Source organism: Streptococcus sp. D2 (genome assembly GCF_006385825.1).
Classification (GTDB): domain Bacteria; phylum Bacillota; class Bacilli; order Lactobacillales; family Streptococcaceae; genus Streptococcus; species Streptococcus shenyangsis.
In genome coordinates this window covers 96851-119161 of the sequence record NZ_VFSI01000005.1, presented here as the reverse complement: position 1 = coordinate 119161, position 22311 = coordinate 96851, and the positions used below count along the sequence as shown (strand labels likewise).

At 36.0% G+C, this 22311-nt stretch carries 17 protein-coding genes and 2 pseudogenes; 17 read left to right on the top strand and 2 right to left on the bottom strand.

Translation table 11 applies throughout. The annotated features are described in order from the left end of the window. Positions 1-38 precede the first annotated feature (38 nt). From FJR73_RS10515 to FJR73_RS04450, 17 genes and pseudogenes are all read left to right on the top strand, one after another. A pseudogene (locus FJR73_RS10515) lies at positions 39-167 on the top strand (glycosyltransferase family 2 protein); the annotation flags it as partial. Further along, positions 118-504, top strand: a complete 387-nt coding sequence (locus FJR73_RS10350) for a glycosyltransferase (RefSeq protein WP_258190673.1) — start codon at positions 118-120, stop codon at positions 502-504. The pseudogene FJR73_RS10515 and the gene FJR73_RS10350, both read left to right, overlap by 50 nt. Positions 505-772: 268 nt before the next feature. Further along, positions 773-1993 (top strand): glycosyltransferase family 8 protein, encoded by a 1221-nt coding sequence (locus FJR73_RS04525; RefSeq protein WP_140833580.1) that lies wholly within the window; start codon positions 773-775, stop codon positions 1991-1993. 12 nt (positions 1994-2005) lie between these two features. Next, entirely contained in the window at positions 2006-3217 is a 1212-nt protein-coding gene (locus tag FJR73_RS04520; protein WP_140833578.1) for a glycosyltransferase family 8 protein, read from the top strand. A gap of 239 nt (positions 3218-3456) precedes the next feature. After that, positions 3457-4467 (top strand): sugar transferase, encoded by a 1011-nt coding sequence (locus tag FJR73_RS04510; RefSeq protein WP_140833577.1) that lies wholly within the window; start codon positions 3457-3459, stop codon positions 4465-4467. A 9-nt stretch (positions 4468-4476) separates the two neighbouring features. After that, a complete protein-coding gene (locus FJR73_RS04505; RefSeq protein WP_140833576.1) occupies positions 4477-6915 on the top strand; it encodes an SP_1767 family glycosyltransferase in 2439 nt (812 codons plus the stop codon). 29 nt (positions 6916-6944) lie between these two features. Then, the gene (locus tag FJR73_RS04500; protein WP_140833574.1) at positions 6945-8174 is read left to right on the top strand and encodes a glycosyltransferase; all 1230 of its coding nucleotides are present in this window, start codon (positions 6945-6947) and stop codon (positions 8172-8174) included. Positions 8175-8230: 56 nt separating this feature from the next. Continuing rightward, a pseudogene (locus FJR73_RS04495) lies at positions 8231-9352 on the top strand (glycosyltransferase). Between the two features lie 65 nt (positions 9353-9417). Continuing rightward, positions 9418-10635, top strand: coding sequence for an accessory Sec system protein translocase subunit SecY2 (gene secY2, locus FJR73_RS04490; RefSeq protein ID WP_020900722.1), 1218 nt, complete (start codon positions 9418-9420; stop codon positions 10633-10635). A 9-nt stretch (positions 10636-10644) separates the two neighbouring features. Further along, positions 10645-12225, top strand: coding sequence for an accessory Sec system protein Asp1 (asp1, locus tag FJR73_RS04485; protein WP_140833572.1), 1581 nt, complete (start codon positions 10645-10647; stop codon positions 12223-12225). Continuing rightward, positions 12209-13744, top strand: coding sequence for an accessory Sec system protein Asp2 (gene asp2, locus FJR73_RS04480; protein ID WP_140833570.1), 1536 nt, complete (start codon positions 12209-12211; stop codon positions 13742-13744). The genes asp1 and asp2 overlap by 17 nt, the downstream gene beginning before the upstream one ends. Continuing rightward, positions 13741-14181 (top strand): accessory Sec system protein Asp3, encoded by a 441-nt coding sequence (gene asp3, locus FJR73_RS04475; protein ID WP_140833568.1) that lies wholly within the window; start codon positions 13741-13743, stop codon positions 14179-14181. The genes asp2 and asp3 overlap by 4 nt, the downstream gene beginning before the upstream one ends. Further along, the gene (secA2, locus tag FJR73_RS04470; RefSeq protein ID WP_140833566.1) at positions 14174-16546 is read left to right on the top strand and encodes an accessory Sec system translocase SecA2; all 2373 of its coding nucleotides are present in this window, start codon (positions 14174-14176) and stop codon (positions 16544-16546) included. Before asp3 ends, secA2 begins: the two co-directional genes overlap by 8 nt. 12 nt (positions 16547-16558) lie before the next feature. Next, a complete protein-coding gene (gene gtfA / locus FJR73_RS04465) occupies positions 16559-18070 on the top strand; it encodes an accessory Sec system glycosyltransferase GtfA (protein WP_140833564.1) in 1512 nt (503 codons plus the stop codon). Next, a complete protein-coding gene (gtfB, locus tag FJR73_RS04460) occupies positions 18063-19400 on the top strand; it encodes an accessory Sec system glycosylation chaperone GtfB (RefSeq protein WP_140833563.1) in 1338 nt (445 codons plus the stop codon). Before gtfA ends, gtfB begins: the two co-directional genes overlap by 8 nt. A gap of 1 nt (position 19401) precedes the next feature. Beyond that, positions 19402-19581 (top strand): accessory secretory system protein Asp4, encoded by a 180-nt coding sequence (gene asp4, locus FJR73_RS04455; protein WP_001278707.1) that lies wholly within the window; start codon positions 19402-19404, stop codon positions 19579-19581. 4 nt (positions 19582-19585) lie between these two features. Next, positions 19586-19810, top strand: coding sequence for an accessory secretory protein Asp5 (locus FJR73_RS04450; RefSeq protein WP_000565445.1), 225 nt, complete (start codon positions 19586-19588; stop codon positions 19808-19810). Between the two features lie 210 nt (positions 19811-20020). Here FJR73_RS04450 and FJR73_RS04440 read toward each other — a convergent pair whose 3' ends face one another. Both FJR73_RS04440 and sstT read right to left on the bottom strand, forming a co-directional pair. Then, positions 20021-20974, bottom strand: coding sequence for an aromatic acid exporter family protein (locus FJR73_RS04440; protein WP_140833561.1), 954 nt, complete (start codon positions 20972-20974; stop codon positions 20021-20023). A gap of 67 nt (positions 20975-21041) precedes the next feature. After that, complete coding sequence (gene sstT, locus FJR73_RS04435) at positions 21042-22247, bottom strand: serine/threonine transporter SstT (RefSeq protein ID WP_140833559.1); 1206 nt, start codon at positions 22245-22247, stop codon at positions 21042-21044. Between the last annotated feature and the right edge of the window lie 64 nt (positions 22248-22311).

Below are 22311 nucleotides of genomic sequence, written 5' to 3'. Positions count from 1 at the left end.
AGTATTCAGAATCAGACGTATCAAAGTTTGAGGTTTTATTAATCAATGATGCCTCCCCAGACAATTCAGCATATATCTGTAGAGAATATCTTGCTAAGGATACTCGTTTCCGTTATTTTGAAAAAAGAAAATGGTGGATTATCTTCAGCGAGAAATATTGGAATTGAACGTTCGATAGTGACATATCTTACTTTTGTAGATTCTTCTTACTTAGAAACTTTATATGAACTGATGATAAAGTATAATGTAGATGTTTCAACAGTTTATTATGGTGCTTATGATGAGGAAAGAGCTTATGAATATGGAGATGAGTATGAGAATGTTTATAGTGGGAGAAAAGTAGTCGAACAGCTACCTAAATTTGAAGGGGGAGACTCAACGTTGCAAACTTCATGGTGTATATTGTCAAAACGTGAACTATTTGATCAAATAACATTTCCAGCAGGAAGGATTAAAGAAGATATAGGTACAAATTATAAGTTATTTATGCAAGTAAAAAAATAACTTATATATCGTATTCGAAAGATTAGCATTTCAAATAATGGTTTTTCAGAAAAAATGATTAGAGATAATCATGATTTGAGATTGGAAAGGATTACGATGGTAGCATAAAAAGATTACGATATAAGTCAGTACGTTTAACAACATCATTTTTATCTAGACTATTGGCATCGAATTGCAAATGAAAAAGGACTAGAAAACAGTATTGAAACTAAGAGGCTAGAGGAATTAGACTTTTTATTAACAGGGATAATCTATGAGGAGAAATAAAGTGAAAAAAGCAATCGTTCTTGGAGCAGATAATGGTTATTTAAATAAGCTAGAGACTACAATTAAGTCGGTATGTACGCATAATAGAAACTTAAAATTTTATATTTTTAATGATAATCTTCCGAGCGAATGGTTTCAAGTTATGAATAGACGATTAAAAGTAATTGATTCAGAAATTGTCAATGTCAAGATTTCGAATCATCAATTAGAGGGCTATCATCTTCCAAGTGCTTATTTATCCTACGCTACATTTTTTAAATATTTTATAGCAGATTTTGTAGTGGAAGAAGAAGCCTTATATCTTAATTCGGATATAGTAGTGACTCATTCGTTGGATGAACTATTTCAGGAAGAATTAGGAGACTATTGGATTGCTGGTGTTCGGGACTATTTTGTAAAAGGGTATGAAAATCGCTTTAATTCAGGAATGATGTTGATTAACGTTAGTAAATGGAGACAAGAAAATCTTTCTGCAAAACTAATTGAGCTAACAAATAAACATCATCAAGAAGTTTTTGGGGATCAAGGTATTCTCAATATGGTATTTGGGGAAAACTGGAAAAAATTGGATCGTAAATACAATTTTATGGTTGGTTTAGATAGTTTAATTCATATCGCTGTTGAGGCAACTCCAGAAGCACTATCATCGTGGTACAATTCAGCCCTTCCTGACGATGTTTTGCCTTATATCATCCACTATACAGGAGAGAAACCTTGGTTGCATATGAGTCAAAATCGTTATAGAGATATTTGGTGGTTCTATCAGGGGCTAGATTGTTCGGATATTTTGTTACGTAAAGAAAGGGTATTTCAGACATATCAAGATTTGACAGTTATTCCTAAGGCATACACAGCTATTTTTACAAATAGTTGTGAGCTGGAGCAAGTAGAATATTTAATAGAAAATTTACCAGATGTTCATTTTTCTATATTAGCTCATACTTGGGTTGCCTCTAATATTATTGATTTAATGAGATATCCTAATGTAACAGTTTATCAACAGTACAATCGTTTTTCTTATGATAAAGTAATGAAAAAATTAGATTTTTATTTAGATATAAACTATCATGATGAGATTGATGATATTACAAATGTAGTAATGAATATGAGGAAACCAGTGTTTTCTTTTTCAAATACAAATCATTGCAACGAGGGAGCTCAAGTATTTTCTCCTACCGATCCAGATAAAATGGTTCAGGAAATTAGAAAGTATATAGATTAAGAGGATGGATAAATGACAAAGAAAGTTATTGTTTTAGGTGCAGATAATGGCTATCAAGATAAGGTAGAAACAACAATTAAATCAATTTGTGCTCACAATCGTAATTTGAAATTTTATGTCTTTAATGATGATATTTCATCAGAATGGTTTCAATTAATGTCTAAACGACTGGAACCTTTATTATCTGAAATCGTTAATGTGAAAATAAGTGGTAATAGTTTAAGAGCTTATCATCTTCCATTGCCCCATTTAAGCTATGCAACATTCTTTCGTTATTTTATTCCTCAATTTGTAAAAGAGGAAAAGGCTCTCTATTTAGATTCAGATATTATAGTAAGAGGAGATATTGAAGAATTATTTTTGACTGACATGACGGATATTCCTATAAAAGCTGTTCAAGATGAGTTGGTTCCAAGCACGTTTAATGCTGGAGTAATGTTAATCAATGTTGAATTATGGAGAACAGAAGGAGTAACAGACAAACTTATTGAATTAACAAATGAATTTCATGATAGTTCTTTTGGAGATCAAGGAATTTTAAATAGATTATTTGAAAATCGTTGGTATGCTTTAGGTTCTTCATATAATTTCATGGTTGGAATGGATACAGTTGCAAAAAATTATCAAATTGATAGCTGGTATATCGATTCGTTGAAATTAGAAGATTCAGCAAAGATTATTCATTTTACAGGAGACAAACCATGGTATCAAGTGAATTTAAATCGCTTTAGAGAAGAGTGGTGGTTCTATTATTCTTTGGAATGGTCTGATATTGTGATGAGAAAGGCCGACTTTAAGAAGGGCTTAAACTCACTCATAGAAGCACCACTCTATCATACAGCTATCTTTACAAATACTTGCAATATAGAGCATCTGGAATACTTGATTAGAGAATTACCGCAGGTTCACTTTTCAATTCTGGCTCATACAGGATTTGCATCTGAAATTGTTGATTTACAACGATATTTAAATGTACGAATACTACCTTCATTCAATCCGATGAATTTCAAAAAGATTTTAGAAAAGATTGATTTCTATTTAGATATTAATCATGAAAATGAAATTGCTAATATTATTGAAGAGGTATATCAAATTGGAAAACCTATTCTTTCATTTGATAATACTTGTCATAATGTAGAAAAAGCAAGTTTTATCTGTGAATCTAAGAGACCGGAAAAAATGGTAGATGCGATTAAAGAAGTCTTAAATGTTGCCGGATACTAAAATACAGGTAGTTAAAGAATTGATACTTACTGGACATGGAAGATACTTCTAAGAGTTTCAAAGGTGGTCTATTCTAGTTAGTTTGGGTTATGATTTAATAAACCATATTTTGATTGACAGAAATCAATTAGATAGTTTTGAAGAAGAACAAAATATGCAGTTCACAGAGATTTATAGAAGAATGATGGAAAAATTGTCTTTACTTCCGTAGATACTAATAAAAGATGAGATAATACAATATGAAACTACATTTAACAAACTTATACGGCATGGCTAGTGATAGTACGGTTATTCTAGCACAAAATGCCGTGCAAAAGATAGCCAGTCAACTGGGTTTTAGAGAGGTTGGTATCTATTTTTATAACATTGCTTCAGATAGCCCTTCTGAAATGAATAAGCGTCTAGATGGGATTATGGCCAGTATTTCTATTGGTGATGTCTTAGTCTTTCAGTCTCCTACTTGGAATGGCTTTGAGTTTGATCGAGTCTTGTTTGATAAACTGAAGGATATGCAAGTGAAAATTATTTGCTTTATCCATGATGTTGTCCCCCTCATGTTTGATAGTAACTATTATCTCATGAATGAATACATGTATATGTATAATCTATCAGATGTTATAATCGTCCCATCAGAGAGGATGAAAGAACGTCTGATTGAAGAAGGATTGACAACTAAGAAGATTCTCGTTCAAGGTATGTGGGATCATCCTCATGATTTATCCTTATACACCCCATCTTTTAAAAAAGAACTCTTTTTTGCTGGAAGTTTAGAACGTTTTCCAGACTTACAAAATTGGTCTCAAGATACGCCTTTGAGAGTATTTTCAAATAAAGGAGAAGCTAGTTCCAATGCCAGAAATCTCAGCATTGAAGGATGGAAAAAAGACGAGGAACTATTGCTAGAATTATCAAAGGGTGGCTTTGGTCTTGTCTGGGGAACTCACCAAAATGATGGAGAAAGTAACCAATATTATACTCTGAATATATCTCATAAGGTTAGTACTTATCTAACCGCTGGTATCCCAGTCATTGTACCGAGTAGCTTATCAACTGCTAAATTTATAGTAGACCAAGGCTTGGGCTTTGTGGCAGATAGCCTAGAAGAAGTTCATGAGATAGTTGATAAAATGAATCTACAAGAATATCAAGAAATGACGAATCGTATCAAGACATTTAGCTATCTGCTAAAAGAAGGTTATTTCACTAAAAAGTTATTGGTAGATGCAATCTATCACTTAGGAATTGATTAAGAGAACAAGATGATTAAAACAATTGTATTAGCTGGTGATCGTAATTACACCACGCAGTTAGAAACAACTATAAAATCTATTCTATACCACAATTCAGATGTTAAGATTTATATTTTAAATCAAGATATTATGCCAGATTGGTTTCGCAAGCCACGCAAAATAGCTCGCATGTTAGGTAGTGAGATTATCGATGTTAAACTACCTGAACAGACTGTATTTCAGAATTGGAAAAAACAAGCTCACATTAGTTCGATTGCTTATGCTAGATATTTTATCCCAGATTATATACAAGAAGATACGGTTTTGTATTTGGATTGTGATTTAATTATCAATGATAAATTAGACAATCTATTTGAGCAGAATATAGAAGAACGTTATCTCGCAGCGATTAGAGATGCAAATGGTCAAGTTTTTAATACTGGTGTTCTACTAATCAATAATGAAAAATGGCGTCAAGAGAAACTAAAAGAACGACTAATTGAACAGTCTATCCTAACAACAAAGGAAGTTGAAGAAGGTCGTTTTGAACATTTTAATGGAGATCAAACGATTTTCAATCAAGTCTTGCAAGATGATTGGTTGGAGCTAGGTCGAGCTTATAATTTACAAGTAGGATATGATGGTGTTGCTTTGTATAATAATTGGCAGGAACATCTAGCTTTTAATGACAAACCAGTGGTGATTCATTTTACGACCTACAGAAAGCCTTGGACTACCTTGATAGCCAATCGTTATCGTGATTTATGGTGGGAATTCCATGATTTGGAATGGAGTCAGATTTTACAACACCATATAGGAGAGTTTGAACTTCTACCTCGTCTAGATAGAGAATTTTCGTGTTTAACTTTAACTAATTCCCAAGATTTAGAAGGAATAGAGGAGCTGGTTACAGCTCTACCAGATGTGGTATTTCATATTGCGGCTTGGACGGATATGGGTGATAAGCTAACAAAATTAGCTGTATATGATAATGTGAGATTGCATCCACAGATTGTTCCACCTGTACTAGATAAGCTGAAACAATCAACAAATCTATATTTGGATATCCATCAGGGATTGGAAGTTGAAAGTATCTTGAAAGATGTTGATAAACTTGGGATTCCTATCCTAAGCTTTTCCAATACACAGCATGGAATGTATAACCAAATGGTATTTGACAAAGAAGATATCAATTTAATAATAGAAGCTATCAAAGACTATGCTAGCCATTCTCGGTTTTTAAAAGATTATAATCAGGGGACATTTCATTGCTTAATATTTACAGATACACAAGACATTGAACAATTAGACTATTTAGCTCAATATCTTCCACATGTTATTTTTGATGTCGCAGCCTGGACAGATATGGGGCCTAAGTTATATGAACTACAAAATAACTATCGAAATATTCGTTTACATCCAGCTATAACTATAGAAAAATTAGAACAATTAAAAGTAAGAATGGGATTGTATTTAGATATTAGCTGTGGTCATTCAACACATGATATTGTGAAGTCAGCTCATGAAATGAATAAAATCATTTTCTCTTTTGATAGTACCCAACATGGCTTCTTTGGACAACAGATATATTCTTCAAAATCACCTGAACGTATGGTGGAAGACATTGAAAATCTTATTTCTGGAACATTTCAAGCAAGAACACCAGCGATTATAGTTAAGGGTATTGATCAAACTCTAGATTATATAATAGAAAACCAATCTTCTATTATCCGTTTTGGAGATGGAGAGATGGATTTAATGTTAGGGAAATCTATTCCTTATCAAGTATATGATGAGAATCTTGCAAGTCAGTTGAAAGAGATTATTTCTCTTCAAAGTGATGAAAAATTAGTTATCGGCTTACCAAATGTATTTGCTGATCGTTCTAATTTTACACCAGCAGCGGAAGCCTTCTGGAAGGGACATTTAGAACATCATTTAAAAGATTATGTAGAATTAGCTAGAGCAGATTGGTATGGGACTACATTTGTATCTAGACCCTACATTGATTATGTGGATAAATCTCAATCATTTAGTCAATTTGAAAAATTAAAACAAATTTGGAAGGATAAGGACATTCTGATTGTAGAAGGAGTAACTTCTCGTTCAGGTGTAGGTAATGATTTATTTGATGGAGCAAATTCAATTAAGCGGATTATCTGTCCCTCCCATAATGCTTATGCGCGTATAGAAGAGATTCAAGAAGCTGTATTACAGTATGCTGAAAATCGCCTTATTTTATGTATGCTTGGTCCTACAGCTAAAATTTTATCCTATAATCTTTTTAAGAAGGGGTATCGGGTTCTAGATATTGGTCATATTGATTCAGAGTATGAATGGATGAAAATGGGAGCTGATACAAAGGTTAAATTGCATCACAAGCATACTGCGGAACATAATTTTGATCAAGATATTGAATTTATAGAAGATGAGGCATATAATAGTCAAGTGCTCACTGTCTTATCGTAATGAATTACCTTAAACTTAAAGGAGATAAAATGTTAGAAGATAAAAAAGCTGTAGTTTTTGCAGGAGACTATGGATATATTAGACAGATTGAGACTGCCTTAAAATCTTTGTGTTATCACAATAGTGGTTTGAAAGTTTATATTTTCAATCAAGACATTCCTCAAGAGTGGTTTCGTTTCTTACGACCAAAATTACAAGAAATAGGAAGCGACTTGATTGATTGTAAGTTAATTGGTCCCCAATTTCAAATGAACTGGTCAAATAAATTGCCTCATATCAATCATATGACCTTTGCACGCTATTTTATACCAGATTTTGTAACAGAAGATAAAGCTCTCTATCTAGATAGTGATTTGATTGTAACTGGTGATTTGACCGATTTGTTTGAACTAGATTTAGGTGAAAATTATCTGGCAGCAGCACGTTCTTGTTTTGGAGTAGGAATTGGCTTTAACGCTGGTGTTCTTTTAATCAATAATAAAAAATGGAAATCTGAAAATGTTCGACAAAAATTGATTGAATTAACAGAAAAAGAACATGAAAATGTGGCAGAAGGAGATCAGTCCATTTTAAATATGCTCTTTCATGATTGTTACAAAGATTTAGATTGGAATTACAATTTTCAAATAGGATTTGACTATGGTGCTGCAGCACATAATCATGAATTTATTTTTCAGATTTCATTAAATCCATTACCGACAATTTTACATTTCTTATCTCAGGATAAACCTTGGAATCAATTTTCTGTAGGTAGATTAAGGGAAGTTTGGTGGCATTATAACTTACTCGAGTGGTCTGAAGTTGTTAAACATTGGAGTGAACAAGGTCTTTGTTACACTGTTGAAGAATATCTACCAAAATTTCACTGTGTCAATTTAACTAATTCTTGGAATGTTGAAAAAATTGACTATCTTATTCAGAAATTGCCCAATGTCCATTTTCATCTTGCGGCATTTACAAATATGTCAGGTGAGCTGCTTTCTCTTTCTCGTTTTCATAATGTGACTTTATATCCAAATATATTGCCTCTTTTAGTAGAGAAAATAGTTGAGAAATCAGACTTATATTTAGATATTAATCATGACGGAAAAATGGACATAGTTTATGAGTATGTAAAAAAACATCAAAAACCAATGTTAACATTTGATAACACATATTTCTCTGGTATACCTGAGGAAAGATATGTTGGGATTTGCCATCATGATAGACCTGATGATATGGTAGAAATGATTAAGAATTTTATGGAAGGAAAGTCATAAGAAAATTAATTGTCTTAGCAGCGGATAATGCTTATTTAGTTTAGTTAGAGACAACAATTAAGTCGATTCTTTGTCATAATACAGAAGTTGATTTTTATATTTTAAATAGTGATATAGCACCAGAATGGTTTAAGTTATTAGTTCCTAAATTAAAATATTTTGATTCCAGTATTAAAAATATTCGTTTGGATTCTAGTGACTTTAAAGATTTTAAAACGGCAAATTCTATAAACTATGCTACATTTTATAGATTTTTAATCCCTAACATTATTGAAGAAGGTAGAGCTTTATATCTTGATTGTGAGTGGTGATTTAAGTCCCTTATTTGAATTAGATTTTAATGGCTATTCTATAGCAGCAGTACAGGACAAATATGGATAGGAACTTTCTATTAATGGTTTCATGCTGGAGTATTATTAATCAATAATGATATGTGGAGAGATCAAAATATTACGCATGAGTTATTGGTATTGACAGAAGAAAAGCAAGATCAAGTTCAAATGGCAGACCAAAGTATCTTAAATATTTATTTTGAGACTAGATGGTTACATTTAGATTACAAGTTTAATCAATTAACTGGTTTGGATTTTCTACATATGTCAGGGAAAATAGAAAATTTAAATAAAAAGTGGCCGGTAATTACGCATTTTGCAGATCCTGATAAACCTTGGAAGACTTATAGTATATCGCGTCTTCGAGAACTGTGGTGGGTATATAGAGATTTAGATTGGTCTGAAATGATATCAGAAAAAGCAAATCTTAATTATTTTGAACGTAGTAACCAATCTAAGAAGAATGCTTTTATTGCAACATGGGTTTTAGAAGTAGAGCATTTAGAATATTTAATAAAGTCTTTACCAGATTGGCATTTTAATATCGGAGCTCCAGTATATTGTGCTCCTGCTTTAACTCATCTTTCAGTTTATGAAAATGTGAAACTTTATCAGAGTATCATTCATAATAGGATTGATTGGCTTTTAGATGATGCGACGGTCTATTTAGATATTAATCATGGAGCAGAGGTTTTGGATGTCTTGTCTAGGACCAGGGATAAAGAGATAAAAATATTTACTTTTGATAATACTAGGAAATTCTTAGATGATAGTATTTACAGTGGTATTTTCTCTGTAGATAGACCTGACGAAATGGTTAAAGCTATAAAGAGTTTGGAAAACTAGTCTTAAGTCAAGTACAAATTTTAACTATAGTGAAATTCAAACTAAGATTTAATAAGGAGTATTTCGTGAAAAAAATTTATTCATCAATAGCAGTAAAAAAGGGATTGATAACTTTATTTTTGCTGTTTATCTATGTATTGGGAAGCCGACTTACTCTTCCTTTTGTTGATTTGAACAGTAGAGACTTTCTAGGTGGTTCAACGGCATATTTGGCGTTTTCAACAGCACTACTAGGAGGGAATCTGAGAAGTTTGTCTCTGTTTTCTATAGGATTATCACCATGGATGTCGTCAATGATTCTATGGCAACTACTCTCTTTTTCTAAGAAATTGAATATTTCTTCAGGGGCAGTAGAAGTTCAAGATAGAAGAAAGATGTATTTAACACTAGTCATTGCTTTGATTCAATCTTTAGCGCTCTCATTGAATTTACCGATACAACATCTTTATTCCTCCTTATTAGTGATCATAATGAATACTCTGTTATTAATAGCTGGCTCCTTCTTTCTCATATGGTTATCAGATTTAAATGCTCAACTTGGAGTAGGTGGTTCTGTAGTTATTTTACTAGCTAGTATTATTTTAAATATTCCACAAGATATTATAAATACATTTCAGCTTGTTCGAATTTCTATGGGTGTAATGTTACTTATTGTATTGAGTAGTATTGTATTAATTTATATGATGGTACTTATGTATAGAGCGCGTTATCGTATACCAGTTCATAAGATTGGTTTACGTAGTCGATTTAAGCGCTATTCTTATTTGGAAATAATGTTAAATCCAGCTGGTGGTATGCCTTTTATGTATGTAATGAGTTTTTTAAGTTTACCTACCTATATCTTTTTATTGTTACAGACTCTTTTTCCGAAGTCATCAGTTTTCTCTGAACTATCGGCTCAATATGGAGTCGGAAAACCATTATGGATTTATTCATATATTGCCATGATTTTTTTATTTAGTATTGCCTTTGCTTTTGTCAATATGAGTGGAGACCAAATCTCAGATCGGATGAAGAAATCTGGAGAGTATATCTATGGAGTTTACCCAGGAGAGGAAACAAGTCATTTTATTAATCGATTAGTGTTGCGCTTTTCGATCATAGGAGGAATCTTTAATGTTTTGATGGCAGGTACTCCAATGTTATTTGTTTTATCTGATGAAAATTTATTGAGGATTGCTATGATTCCAGGTTTATTTATGATGTTCGGAGGTATGATTTTTACAATTAAAGATGAAATGAAAGCTCTGAGATTAAATGAAACTTATAAACCCTTGATTTAGGAGGTTTTTATGTATTATTTTATACCAGCTTGGTATGGTTCAAACCGCCAATGGCACGCTGATTTGACTCCATGGTATTATTCTCACTTTAAGCTTGAATTTGATGATACATTCAATCAAATTAGGCTTTTTCAAAGACAAGGGATACCGTCTCGACTACTAGTATTAGCCTATCAGCCACATTTGCGTTACTTTTTACATAGACATGGTGTATTAGAGACAGAAGTCTATTCTATCTTTGATGACATGCAAGACTTGCAAGACCCCCACACTCAGGTTCTCAATATAAGAGATATAGAGTGGGATAGTGATTGTCAATTTCTTTATAGTCCTTTTGCGATAGTGGTTCAAAAAAATGGTAAAAAGTATGCAAAGGTGGAGCATGGAGTAGAAGGATTTATCAGTGATATCCAATACTTTGATAAGAATGGCCAGATAAGTCAGCACTATATTATGGATGACCGTGGTTTTGTATCAAGTGTTATTTATTTCGAAGATGGACAGCCTACCTATCAGGACTATTTGAATCCTAAGGGGATTTGGAGATTTAGAGAGTATTTAAACGAGGGAGGCCGAGTAGAGGTAAATCCAATATTTGGCTATCAATTTAAACATCTTCACTACGCTGATATGAGTCAATTGGTTGCAGAGTTTTTTGATAAATATATTCAAAAGAAACAAAAAAAACAGGATATTTTCATTATCCCTTCTCATCCCTATCATGACCAATTTATCTTCAGTTGCCTACCAAGTGAAACTGCTAAAATATTGAGTCTTTTCATTAATAGGAATGCTCAAGCTAGTTTTAAAGACTTAGCTCTATCATTTGATCAGGCAGATATAGTCTTAGTAGATAGAGAAGATAGTTTACAACTCTTGCAGGAACTATATCCTACTCTATCGGATAAATTTTATCATCTTTCTCCTTTTGATACGCGTTTACGACTGGGAAGAAGTCAGACTAGAAAAGAATCGATTATTTATTATCAATTAGATTTTTCTGAAGGAATTGATAGACAAGCCTTATTTCAGGTCTTATCATTCATTGCTGAAACAAAAAATACAGAAGTTATTTTTGGTGCCTTTTCTGCTAGTCAGCAACAAATGGAAGAGGTAGAATCACTTGTCAATGAAATCATTCAGGAACAAATCCATACTGATAGTTTAAAAAAAGGAATAGATTACGGTGAGGCAGAAAATCCTTTAGAAGAAAATCAAGAGCAGGAATTACGTTTTCAATTTGTCAATATGAATGACGAGTTGGATTTGATTAAGACACTAGAGTTTGTTCGTTTGATTGTGGATCTCAATAAACAACCCCACCTCTATACCCAAATAGCGGGTATTAGTGCAGGGATTCCTCAGATTAATCAGGTCGAAACCGTCTATGTGGAACATTTGAAAAATGGTTATTTGATTTCAGATGTGACCGAATTTTCCAAGGCGGCACATTACTATACAGATAAACTGAAAGAATGGAACCAAGCATTAGTATACTCTATTGATAAAATCAAGGAGCATACTGGACAACGATTCTTAGATAAGTTGCATCACTGGATTGAGGAGGTTACAGATGTCAAAGGATTATAAGATCCTACAGATAGGGATTGATAATTGGGCTCATCATTATGAAATTCCTGAAAACATGGATTGGTATTACTTCTGTCCCAACTCACCGCTAGCCCTTCGTAAAATGATGGAAATGGAAGGGATAACCAGTTTTCATGCTATCTTAATAGAGGATGGACAGTATTTATCTGATTTACTGCCTTTTATTCATCATATTGAGCCTTACACTCTTTTTTATGATCAAGAGTTTAAGACGTCCGATTCGGTTATTTTTGATTTGTTAAAGCAGAGGTGTGCTCAGGCTATAGACTTCTCAGATCCTCAGCAATTAGTCAATGATTTGTCCACTTCTCTCTTTGGTGGAGGTTACGGTGATAAACTATTTCCATCTGGTATCCAAATTCATCCCTCCTTTAAAGGTTCTATTTCTTATCAAGGATTTGAACACGTGACTCTAGAAGGGAATTTTGGAGAGGATTTCCAACAACTAGCTTACTGGTCCTATAATTTTATGGTCGATAAAAACTTACCCATAGAACTATGGTTAGAGTACAAAAAACAAGGAAATTTTGAGTTTAGGTTGGTGATTCGCAAGATATGGAATGGTTCAGTGGATGAATTTTTTGAAGAGGAAGTTTATTTAGAAGCTGATTTAGAAAAAGCTATAATTATGGATAGTAAAGAGGCTAATTATTTGATATATATATCGATTGAAGGACGTGGTGAAGGCAAACTCCAGTTAGGGAATCTTCACCAACGTTGGAGCCGAAAACAGTTTGGGAAATTTGTCCTTGGTGGTAACATATTACATGACGAAAATCGAGATGAAATTAATTACTTTTTCCATCCAGGTGATTTTAAGCCACCTTTAGCTGTTTACTTTTCAGGTTTTCGTCCAGCTGAGGGATTTGAAGGATATTTTATGATGAAAAATTTAGGATGTCCATTTCTTCTATTTTCGGATCCTCGTCTTGTGGGTGGAGCCTTTTACTTAGGTAGTGAAGGATTAGAGAATAAGATTAAGGAAACCATTCAATATTATTTGGATTATCTTGGTTTGACATCTAAAGATTTAATTTTATCAGGCTTATCAATGGGAACTTTTCCATCGCTCTACTATGGAGCCACTTTTGAACCGCGTGCAGTTATTGTCGGGAAGCCACTAGCTAACATTGGGACTATTGCAAGACGAGGGCGTTTAGAGGCACCAGGAGTATTTAATACAGGATTTGATGTACTGAGACATCAGACGGGCGGAGTTAGTCCCCAGCATATGGAAGATCTGGATCAAACTTTTTGGAATGCTTTTAAAAAGGCTGATTTCACCCAGACAATTTTTGGTTTGTCCTATATGAAGGATGAAGATATGGACAGCAAAGCCTACGATCAGTTAGTAGAACATCTTTGCCATACAGGGGCTAAGATTTTGTCTAAAGGTACAGATGGACGACATAATGATGATACAGATACCAATGTTGCTTGGTTTCTACATTTTTACCGTATGATTTTGAAATCAGATTTTGGAAGGTTGGACAAATGATTATCAATCAGAGAACAGACATTAAGTGGGGCGAAGTAGGGGGGACATTTATGTATGGTAGTAAGGTAACCTATTATGAAGACAAACATATTAGTCTATATAATCCCTTAGTGACATCAGGAGAAATCTTAAAAACATGGTTTTCTAATGTCAATTACCAGGCTGCTCGTACTCAGCCTAGCCTCCCTTTGTTAAAAAGAAATCACGATTATCAATTATGCATGAATTTTGAATGCCAACCTACAAATGGAGTTTATACAAAGATTGCCTTTTTTGATAGATACGGAGATGTGATTGAAGAGAAAATTGAAAAAATGAAAGTCTTTGATTTTACTTATCCTGATGATACCTATACCTACCAAGTTTCCCTTCTAAGTGCTGGTTTTGAGTCCTTGGATTTCTATTCTTTTTCTATTAAGGAGATGAATCGTGTTTAAAGGTTTATATCAAGATTTCCAACTTCGTAAAGTCAAAAGAATTTTAAAGAAGATTAATGCCCTTAAAGGAACGATGAAGTCTTTATCAGACCAAGAACTAGCGGCAAAAACAGTGGAGTTTCGTCAACGTCTTGCTGAGGGTGAAACTCTTGACGACCTATTGGTAGAAGCGTTTGCAGTTGTTCGTGAAGCGGATAAACGTGTATTGTGCATGTTTCCCTATGATGTCCAAGTCATGGGAGGAATTGTTATCCATCAGGGAAATGTCGCTGAGATGAATACAGGTGAGGGAAAAACCTTGACAGCTACTATGCCTGTTTATCTCAATGCCCTGACAGGAAAAGGAACCATGCTGATTACCACCAATGACTATCTAGCTAAACGCGATGCTGAAGAGATGGGACAAGTTTACCGTTTCTTAGGATTGACAATTGGGGTACCTTTTACAGATGATCCTAAAGAGGAATTGACGTCAGAAGAGAAAAAAAGAATTTATGCATCAGATATCATTTATACAACTAATAGTAATTTAGGTTTTGATTATTTAAATGATAATCTAGCCTCAAATGAGGAAGGAAAATTTTTACGACCATTTGATTACGTCATTATTGACGAGATTGATGATATTCTATTGGACAGTTCTCAGACACCTCTGATCATTGCCGGAGCCCCGCGTGTTCAGTCTAATCACTACGGTATTATTGACACGCTGGTAACGACTTTGGTAGAAGGGGAGGACTATATCTTTAAAGAGGAGAAGGATGAAATCTGGCTCACTACCAAGGGGGCTAAGGCTGCTGAAAGTTTCTTAGGAATAGATCATTTTTATAAGGAAGAACATGCGGTCTTTGCTCGTCATTTAGTGTATGCGATTCGAGCCCATAAACTCTTTACCAAAGACAAGGACTATGTCATTCGTGGGAACGAAATGGTACTGGTAGATAAGGGAACAGGTCGTTTGTTGGAACAAACTAAACTTCAAGGAGGTCTTCATCAGGCCATTGAGGCAAAGGAACATGTCAAATTATCTCCAGAAACAAGGGCTATGGCTTCTATCACCTATCAGAGTCTTTTTAAGATGTTCAATAAGATATCTGGAATGACAGGGACAGGTAAGGTTGCAGAAAAAGAGTTTATTGAAACCTACAATATGTCTGTAGTGCGCATTCCAACCAATCGTCCTAGACAACGGATTGACTATCCAGATAATCTATACGTCACTTTACCTGAAAAAGTGTATGCTTCTTTGGAGTACATCAAGGAATACCATGCTAAGGGGAATCCCTTACTCGTTTTTGTAGGCTCAGTTGAAATGTCTCAGCTTTATTCGTCACTCTTGCTTCGAGAGGGAATTGCCCATAATGTTTTAAATGCTAACAATGCGGCGCGTGAGGCTCAAATCATCTCCGAGTCAGGTCAGATGGGGGCTGTGACAGTGGCTACCTCTATGGCAGGACGTGGGACGGATATCAAGCTTGGTAAAGGGGTCGCAGAACTTGGGGGTTTGGTTGTCATTGGAACGGAGCGGATGGAAAGTCAGCGGATCGACCTGCAAATTCGTGGACGTTCTGGTCGTCAGGGAGATCCTGGGATGAGTAAGTTCTTTGTATCTTTAGAGGACGATGTTATCAAGAAATTTGGCCCATCTTGGGTGCATAAAAAGTATAAAGACTACCAAGTCAAAGATATGACACAACCAGAGGTTCTTAAGGGACGCAAATATCGGAAATTAGTTGAAAGAGCTCAGCATGCCAGTGATAGTGCTGGACGTTCGGCACGTCGTCAGACTCTAGAATATGCGGAGAGTATGAATATTCAACGGGATATGATTTATAAGGAGCGTAATCGTCTAATAGATGGTTCTCGTGACTTAGAAGATGTTGTTGATGAAATCATTGCTAGCTACATAGATCAAGTGACTTCTTCAGACTATGAAAGCCGAGAGCTACTCTTCCACTTCATTGTGACCAATATTAGTTTTCATATTAAAGAAGTTCCAGACTATGTAAATGTGACTGACAAAACTGCAGTTCGTAACTTTATGAAACAGGTGATTGATAAAGAACTTTCTGAAAAGAAAGAATTGCTTGATCAACATGGTCTGTATGAACAGTATTTACGACTTTCTATGCTCAAGGCTATTGATGACAACTGGGTAGAGCAGGTAGACTATCTCCAACAGTTATCGATGGCTATCGGTGACCAGTCTGCTAGTCAGAAAAATCCAATCGTAGAGTATTATCAAGAAGCCTACGCGGGCTTTGAAGCTATGAAAGAACAAATCCGTGCGGATATGGTGCGTAATCTCCTGATGGGCTTGGTTGAAGTCACTCCTAAGGGTGAGATTATGACTCATTTCCCATAAAAAGAGGAAAATATGACAATTTACAATATAAATTTAGGAATTGGCTGGGCTAGTAGCGGTGTTGAATACGCCCAAGCCTATCGTGCTGGTGTTTTTCGGAAATTAAATCTGTCCTCTAAGTTTATCTTTACAGATATGATTTTAGCCGATAATATTCAGCACTTAACAGCCAATATTGGTTTTGATGATGATCAAGTGATCTGGCTTTATAATCACTTTACAGATATCAAGATTGCACCAACTAGTGTAACAGTGGCTGATGTCTTGGCTACTGTTGACGGTGTTGAAAGTCGTAGAGAAAAGAATGGCAAGGTTTTGCGTGTCTTCTTTTCTGACCAAGATAAGTTTGTCACCTGTTATTTGGTTGATGAGAACAAGGACTTGGTCCAACATGTGGAGTATGTATTTAAGGGGAACTTGATTCGGAAGGATTACTTTTCTTATACGCGTTATTGTAGCGAGTATTTTGCTCCCAAGGACAATGTTGCAGTCCTATACCAACGAACTTTTTACAATGAAGACGGGACTACAGCCTATGATATCTTGATGAATCAAGGGAAGGAAGAAGTTTACCGTTTTAAGGATAAGATTTTCTATGGAAAGCAAGCTTTCATGCGTGCTTTTATGAAATCTTTGAATTTGAACAAGTCTGATTTGGTCATTCTCGATAGGGAGACAGGTATTGGACAGGTTGTGTTTGAGGAAGCGCAAGCAGCGCATCTAGCGGTAGTTGTTCATGCTGAGCATTATAGTGAAAATGCTACAAATGAGGATTATATCCTTTGGAACAACTATTATGACTATCAGTTTACAAATGCAGATAAGGTTGATTTCTTTATCGTGTCAACTGATAGACAGAATGAAGTGTTGCAAGAGCAATTTGCCAAGTACACCCAGCATCAACCAAAGATTGTTACCATTCCTGTAGGCAGTATTGACTCTCTGACGGAGTCAAGTCAAGGACGTAAGCCATTTTCATTGATTACAGCTTCACGTCTTGCCAAAGAAAAACACATTGACTGGTTGGTCAAGGCGGTCATTGAAGCTCGTAAGGAAATTCCTGAATTAACCTTCGATATTTATGGTAGCGGTGGAGAGGATTCTCTGCTTCGAGACATTATTGCAACTCATCAGGCTGAGGATTATATCCAACTCAAGGGACATGCGGAACTTTCGCATATTTATAGTCAGTATGAAGTCTACTTGACTGCTTCAACCAGCGAGGGCTTTGGTTTGACCTTGATGGAAGCTATTGGTTCAGGTCTACCCCTAATCGGTTTTGATGTGCCTTATGGGAATCAGACCTTTATAGAAGATGGGCAAAATGGTTATTTGATTCCAAGTTCATCTGACCATGTAGAAGACCAAATCAAGCAAGCTTACGCAGCTAAGATTTGTCAATTGTATCAAGAAAATCGTCTAGAGGGTATGCGTGCCCATTCTTATCAAATTGCAGAAGGTTTCTTAACCAAAGAAATTTTAGAAAACTGGAAAAAAACAGTAGAGGAGGTGCTCCATGATTGAACTTTATGATCGTTATAGTCAGGAAAGTCGAGATTTACATGAAAGCCTAGTAGCTACTGGTCTTTCTCAACTTGGAGTAGTCATCGATGCAGATGGTTTTCTGCCTGATGGTCTGGTCTCTCCTTTTACTTATTATCTAGGATATGAAAAGGGAAAACCTCTTTATTTTAACCAAGTTCCTGTTCCAGCTTTTTGGGAAATTTCAGGAAATAATCAGTCTGCTCGTATTGAAGATATGACACAGGAGAGGGCTGTCATTCATTATGCTGATGGAATGCAGGCTCGCTTGGTTAAACAGGTAGACTGGAAAGACCTAGAAGGCCGAGTACGCCAGGTTGATCATTATAACCGCTTTGGAGCTTGCTTTGCTACAACGACCTATAGCGCTGATAGTGAGCCGATTATGACGGTTTACCAAGATGTCAATGGTCAGGAAGTCTTGCTGGAAAACCATGTGACGGGTGATATCTTATTGACCTTACCAGGTCAGTCCATGCGTTACTTTGCCAATAAGGTTGAATTTATCACCTTCTTTTTGCAAGATTTGGAAATAGATACCAGTCAGCTTATCTTTAATACTCTAGCGACTCCTTTCTTGGTTTCCTTCCATCATCCAGATAAATCTGGTTCAGATGTTTTGGTTTGGCAGGAACCTCTCTATGATTCTATTCCAGGCAATATGCAGTTGATTTTAGAGAGTGATGATGTGCGTACTAAGAAAATCATCATTCCAAACAAGGCGACTTATGAACGTGCTTTAGAGTTGACTGACGAGAAATACCATGCTCAGTTTGTGCATTTGGGTTACCATTATCAGTTCAAACGAGATAATTTCCTTCGAAGAGATGCCTTAATCTTGACTAATTCAGATCAGATTGAGCAAGTAGAAGCAATCGTAGAAGCCCTGCCTGATGTCACTTTCCGTATCGCAGCGGTGACAGAGATGTCTTCTAAGTTATTAGACATGCTTCGTTATCCTAATGTGGTCCTTTACCAGAACGCTAGTCCACAGAAGATTCAGGAGCTCTATCAATTGTCGGATATTTACTTGGATATAAACCACAGTAATGAGTTGCTACAGGCAGTGCGTCAGGCATTTGAGCACAATCTCTTGATCCTTGGATTTAATCAGACAGTGCACAATAGACTTTATATCGCTCCAGATTATCTATTTGAAAGTAGTGAAGTTTCTGCTTTGGTTGAGACCATTAAACTAGCTCTTTCAGATGTTGATCAAATGCGTCAGGCACTTGGAAAACAAGGTCAACATGCAAATTATGTTGATTTGGTGCGATATCAGGAAATCATGCAAACCGTTTTAGGAGGCTAACATGTCAGATGAAGATTTATTTTACAAAGACGTTGAAGGTCGCATGGAAGAGTTGAAACAAAAACCGATCAAGAAGGAAAAAGAAACTCGAGGGGAAAAGATTAGTAAAACTTTTTCACTCATCTTGGGTTTAATGATTCTGATTGGTTTACTCTTTACTTTGCTGGGAATTTTGAGGTAGGGCTATGATTGACATACTGATTGTTTTAGCTATTGTCCTCTCTCTTGCTTTGATTGTACTGGTAACCATACAACCCCGTCAAAATCAACTATTTTCCATGGATGCCACTAGTAATATTGGTAAACCAAGCTACTGGCAGAGCAACACCTTGGTAAAGGTGCTCACCTTATTAGTGAGTTTGGCCTTATTCGTTTTACTATTAACCTTTATGGTGATAACTTATAAATAAAAGAAAACTTCAGATATTCACCTTTTGTGATTGGTCTGAAGTTTTCTTTTTTATACTCAATGAAACTCAAAGAGCAAACTAGGAAGCTAGCCGCAGGCTGCTCAAAACACAGTTTTGAGGTTGTAGATAAGACTGACGAAGTCAGCTCAAAATACTGTTTTGAGGTTGCAGATGGAAGCTGACGTAGTTTGAAGAGATTTTCGAAGAGTATTACTGTCCATATTTTTGGTAAAAGTCGACTTTTACTTGGATAAAGGTTTTGGCTTCGCGTAGGAGTTGAAGAAGGGTGGCGCGGGTTTCAAATTCTTCTCTTGTTTTGGGGAGACTGCGGTTGCGAAAGACTTCTAGATAGCGTTCAATTTCATCTAGCAAATCAGAAGCAGGATTGGTCTGGCTCAGTTGACCGGCAATTTTTGAAAAGAGTTGGGCCAAAATCAGGCTCTCACTGGCAGCTAGGTGACAGGTGTTGATTTGCTGGGCCATGTTTCGCAGGATGCGACTTTGCCGCTGTCTCATCTCAAAGTAGTGAATATGGTAATCAGTCTGGTGAAAGAGGTGGTCTGAGTGATCCAAATAGACCAGTCTGAGGGCTTTTTCCAAAAGAGTGTCTAATTCTTCCACCAGCTGTGCTCGGTTGCGTCCATCCCCTCTGGATAAATAATATTTGAAGCGTAGGAGAATATTTTTTAACTTTTCTTCCACCAGCGTGTGGTAGTACTGGATTTCCTCTTCTCGTGAAGGCATGTAGAGATTGACCAGTAGGGCAAATCCTGTACCGATAGCAAAGAGAAGGAATTCATTGACTAGAAGGTCTGGAGAGGTTGACTCTTGTACCAAGAGATGGCTCACCAAAACACTACTTGGTGTGATACCAATTTCCCAGCCCATCTTGTAGGCTAGAGGAACGTATAGAGCAAGATAGAGGCCAAGGCTCCAGATATGAAATCCTCTCAAGTGAAAGGCCAAAACCCCAATAGACAGAGCTAGAAGCATAGAAAAAAGTCGATTGCGAGCCAGTTTTAAAGTACTTCTACGCGTATCAGATAGGCTCAATAGAGCGATAATTCCAGCTGAAACTGCTGAAGAAAGATTGAGAAAATAAGCAAGAAGGCAGGCAAGACAGGTAGCTAAGATGAGCTTGGTCGTACGTTGGCTAATAGACATATGGATTTCCTAGTAAGTTAGAATAAAAGCGTAAAAGACAAGACCTGAGCAGGCTTGCCTTTATGAGTTATTTTTTACGGGCTGTTGCGTATTCGGCAACGGCAGTAAAGAGGACGTCTGTAGAAGAGTTGAAGGCTGTTTCACATGAGTCTTGGATGACACCAATCACAAACCCAACCCCAACAACTTGCATGGCAATATCGTTAGAAATACCGAAAAGGCTACAAGCAACTGGGATAAGAAGGAGGGAACCACCGGCAATACCAGAAGCTCCACAGGCTGAGATAGCTGCTACTACACTAAGGACAAAGGCTGTCGCAAAGTCAACAGGGATTCCCAAAGTATTTACTGCAGCAAGGGTCAAAACGTTAATAGTAATCGCTGCTCCTGCCATGTTGATAGTAGATCCAAGTGGGATAGAAACGGAATAGGTATCTGGGTTGAGTCCAAGGTCATGGCAGAGTTTCATGTTGACAGGGATATTAGCCGCAGAACTACGAGTGAAGAAGGCTGTTACACCGCTGACACGCAAACATTTCCAAACGAGGGGATAAGGATTTCTCTTCATAAAGAGAAAGGCAATCAATGGATTGACTACTAGGGCTACAAAGAACATGGTTGTCACCAAGAGGGCAAGCAAGATTCCATAGTTAGCTAGACTTCCGATTCCCTTATCAGAGATAGTTTTAAAGACAAGGCCAAGGATTCCAAATGGAGCTAGGTTAATGGTCCATTCGACAATCTTAGAAGTCACATCAGCCATGGTTTTCAGTAATTCTTTACTGTTTTTACTTGCCTCTCTCATAGCAATCCCGAAAACAACTGCCCAAGATAGGATACCGATGTAGTTAGCAGTAACGAGGGCATTGACTGGATTGTCAACCAGTTTGAGCAAGAGGTTGCTGAGGACCTGTCCAATCCCATCTGGTGGTGCGATTTCTGTATTGGTACTATTCAAGGTAATCTCAACAGGGACAATGAAACTTGCTAGGACAGCAACAAGTGCTGCTGCAAAGGTTCCCACTAAATAAAGGAAGATAACAGTTTTCATATTGCTATCTTGTCCCTTGTGATGTTGGGAAAGGGCATTGGCAACGAGGGCAAAGACTAGAATAGGTGCGATGGCTTTGAGGCCACCAACAAAGAGATCTCCGAGTAGACCAATTCCTGAAACAGTAGGAAATGTCAGTCCAAGGATTCCTCCGACAAGCATGCCAATCAAAATACGTTTGATCAGGCTTGCCTTATTCCAAGCATGAATGAATTTTTTCATAACAATCTCCTTTGTTGTGTAATGTTTATGATTATAGTATAAATATTAGGTAAAATCAAGAATT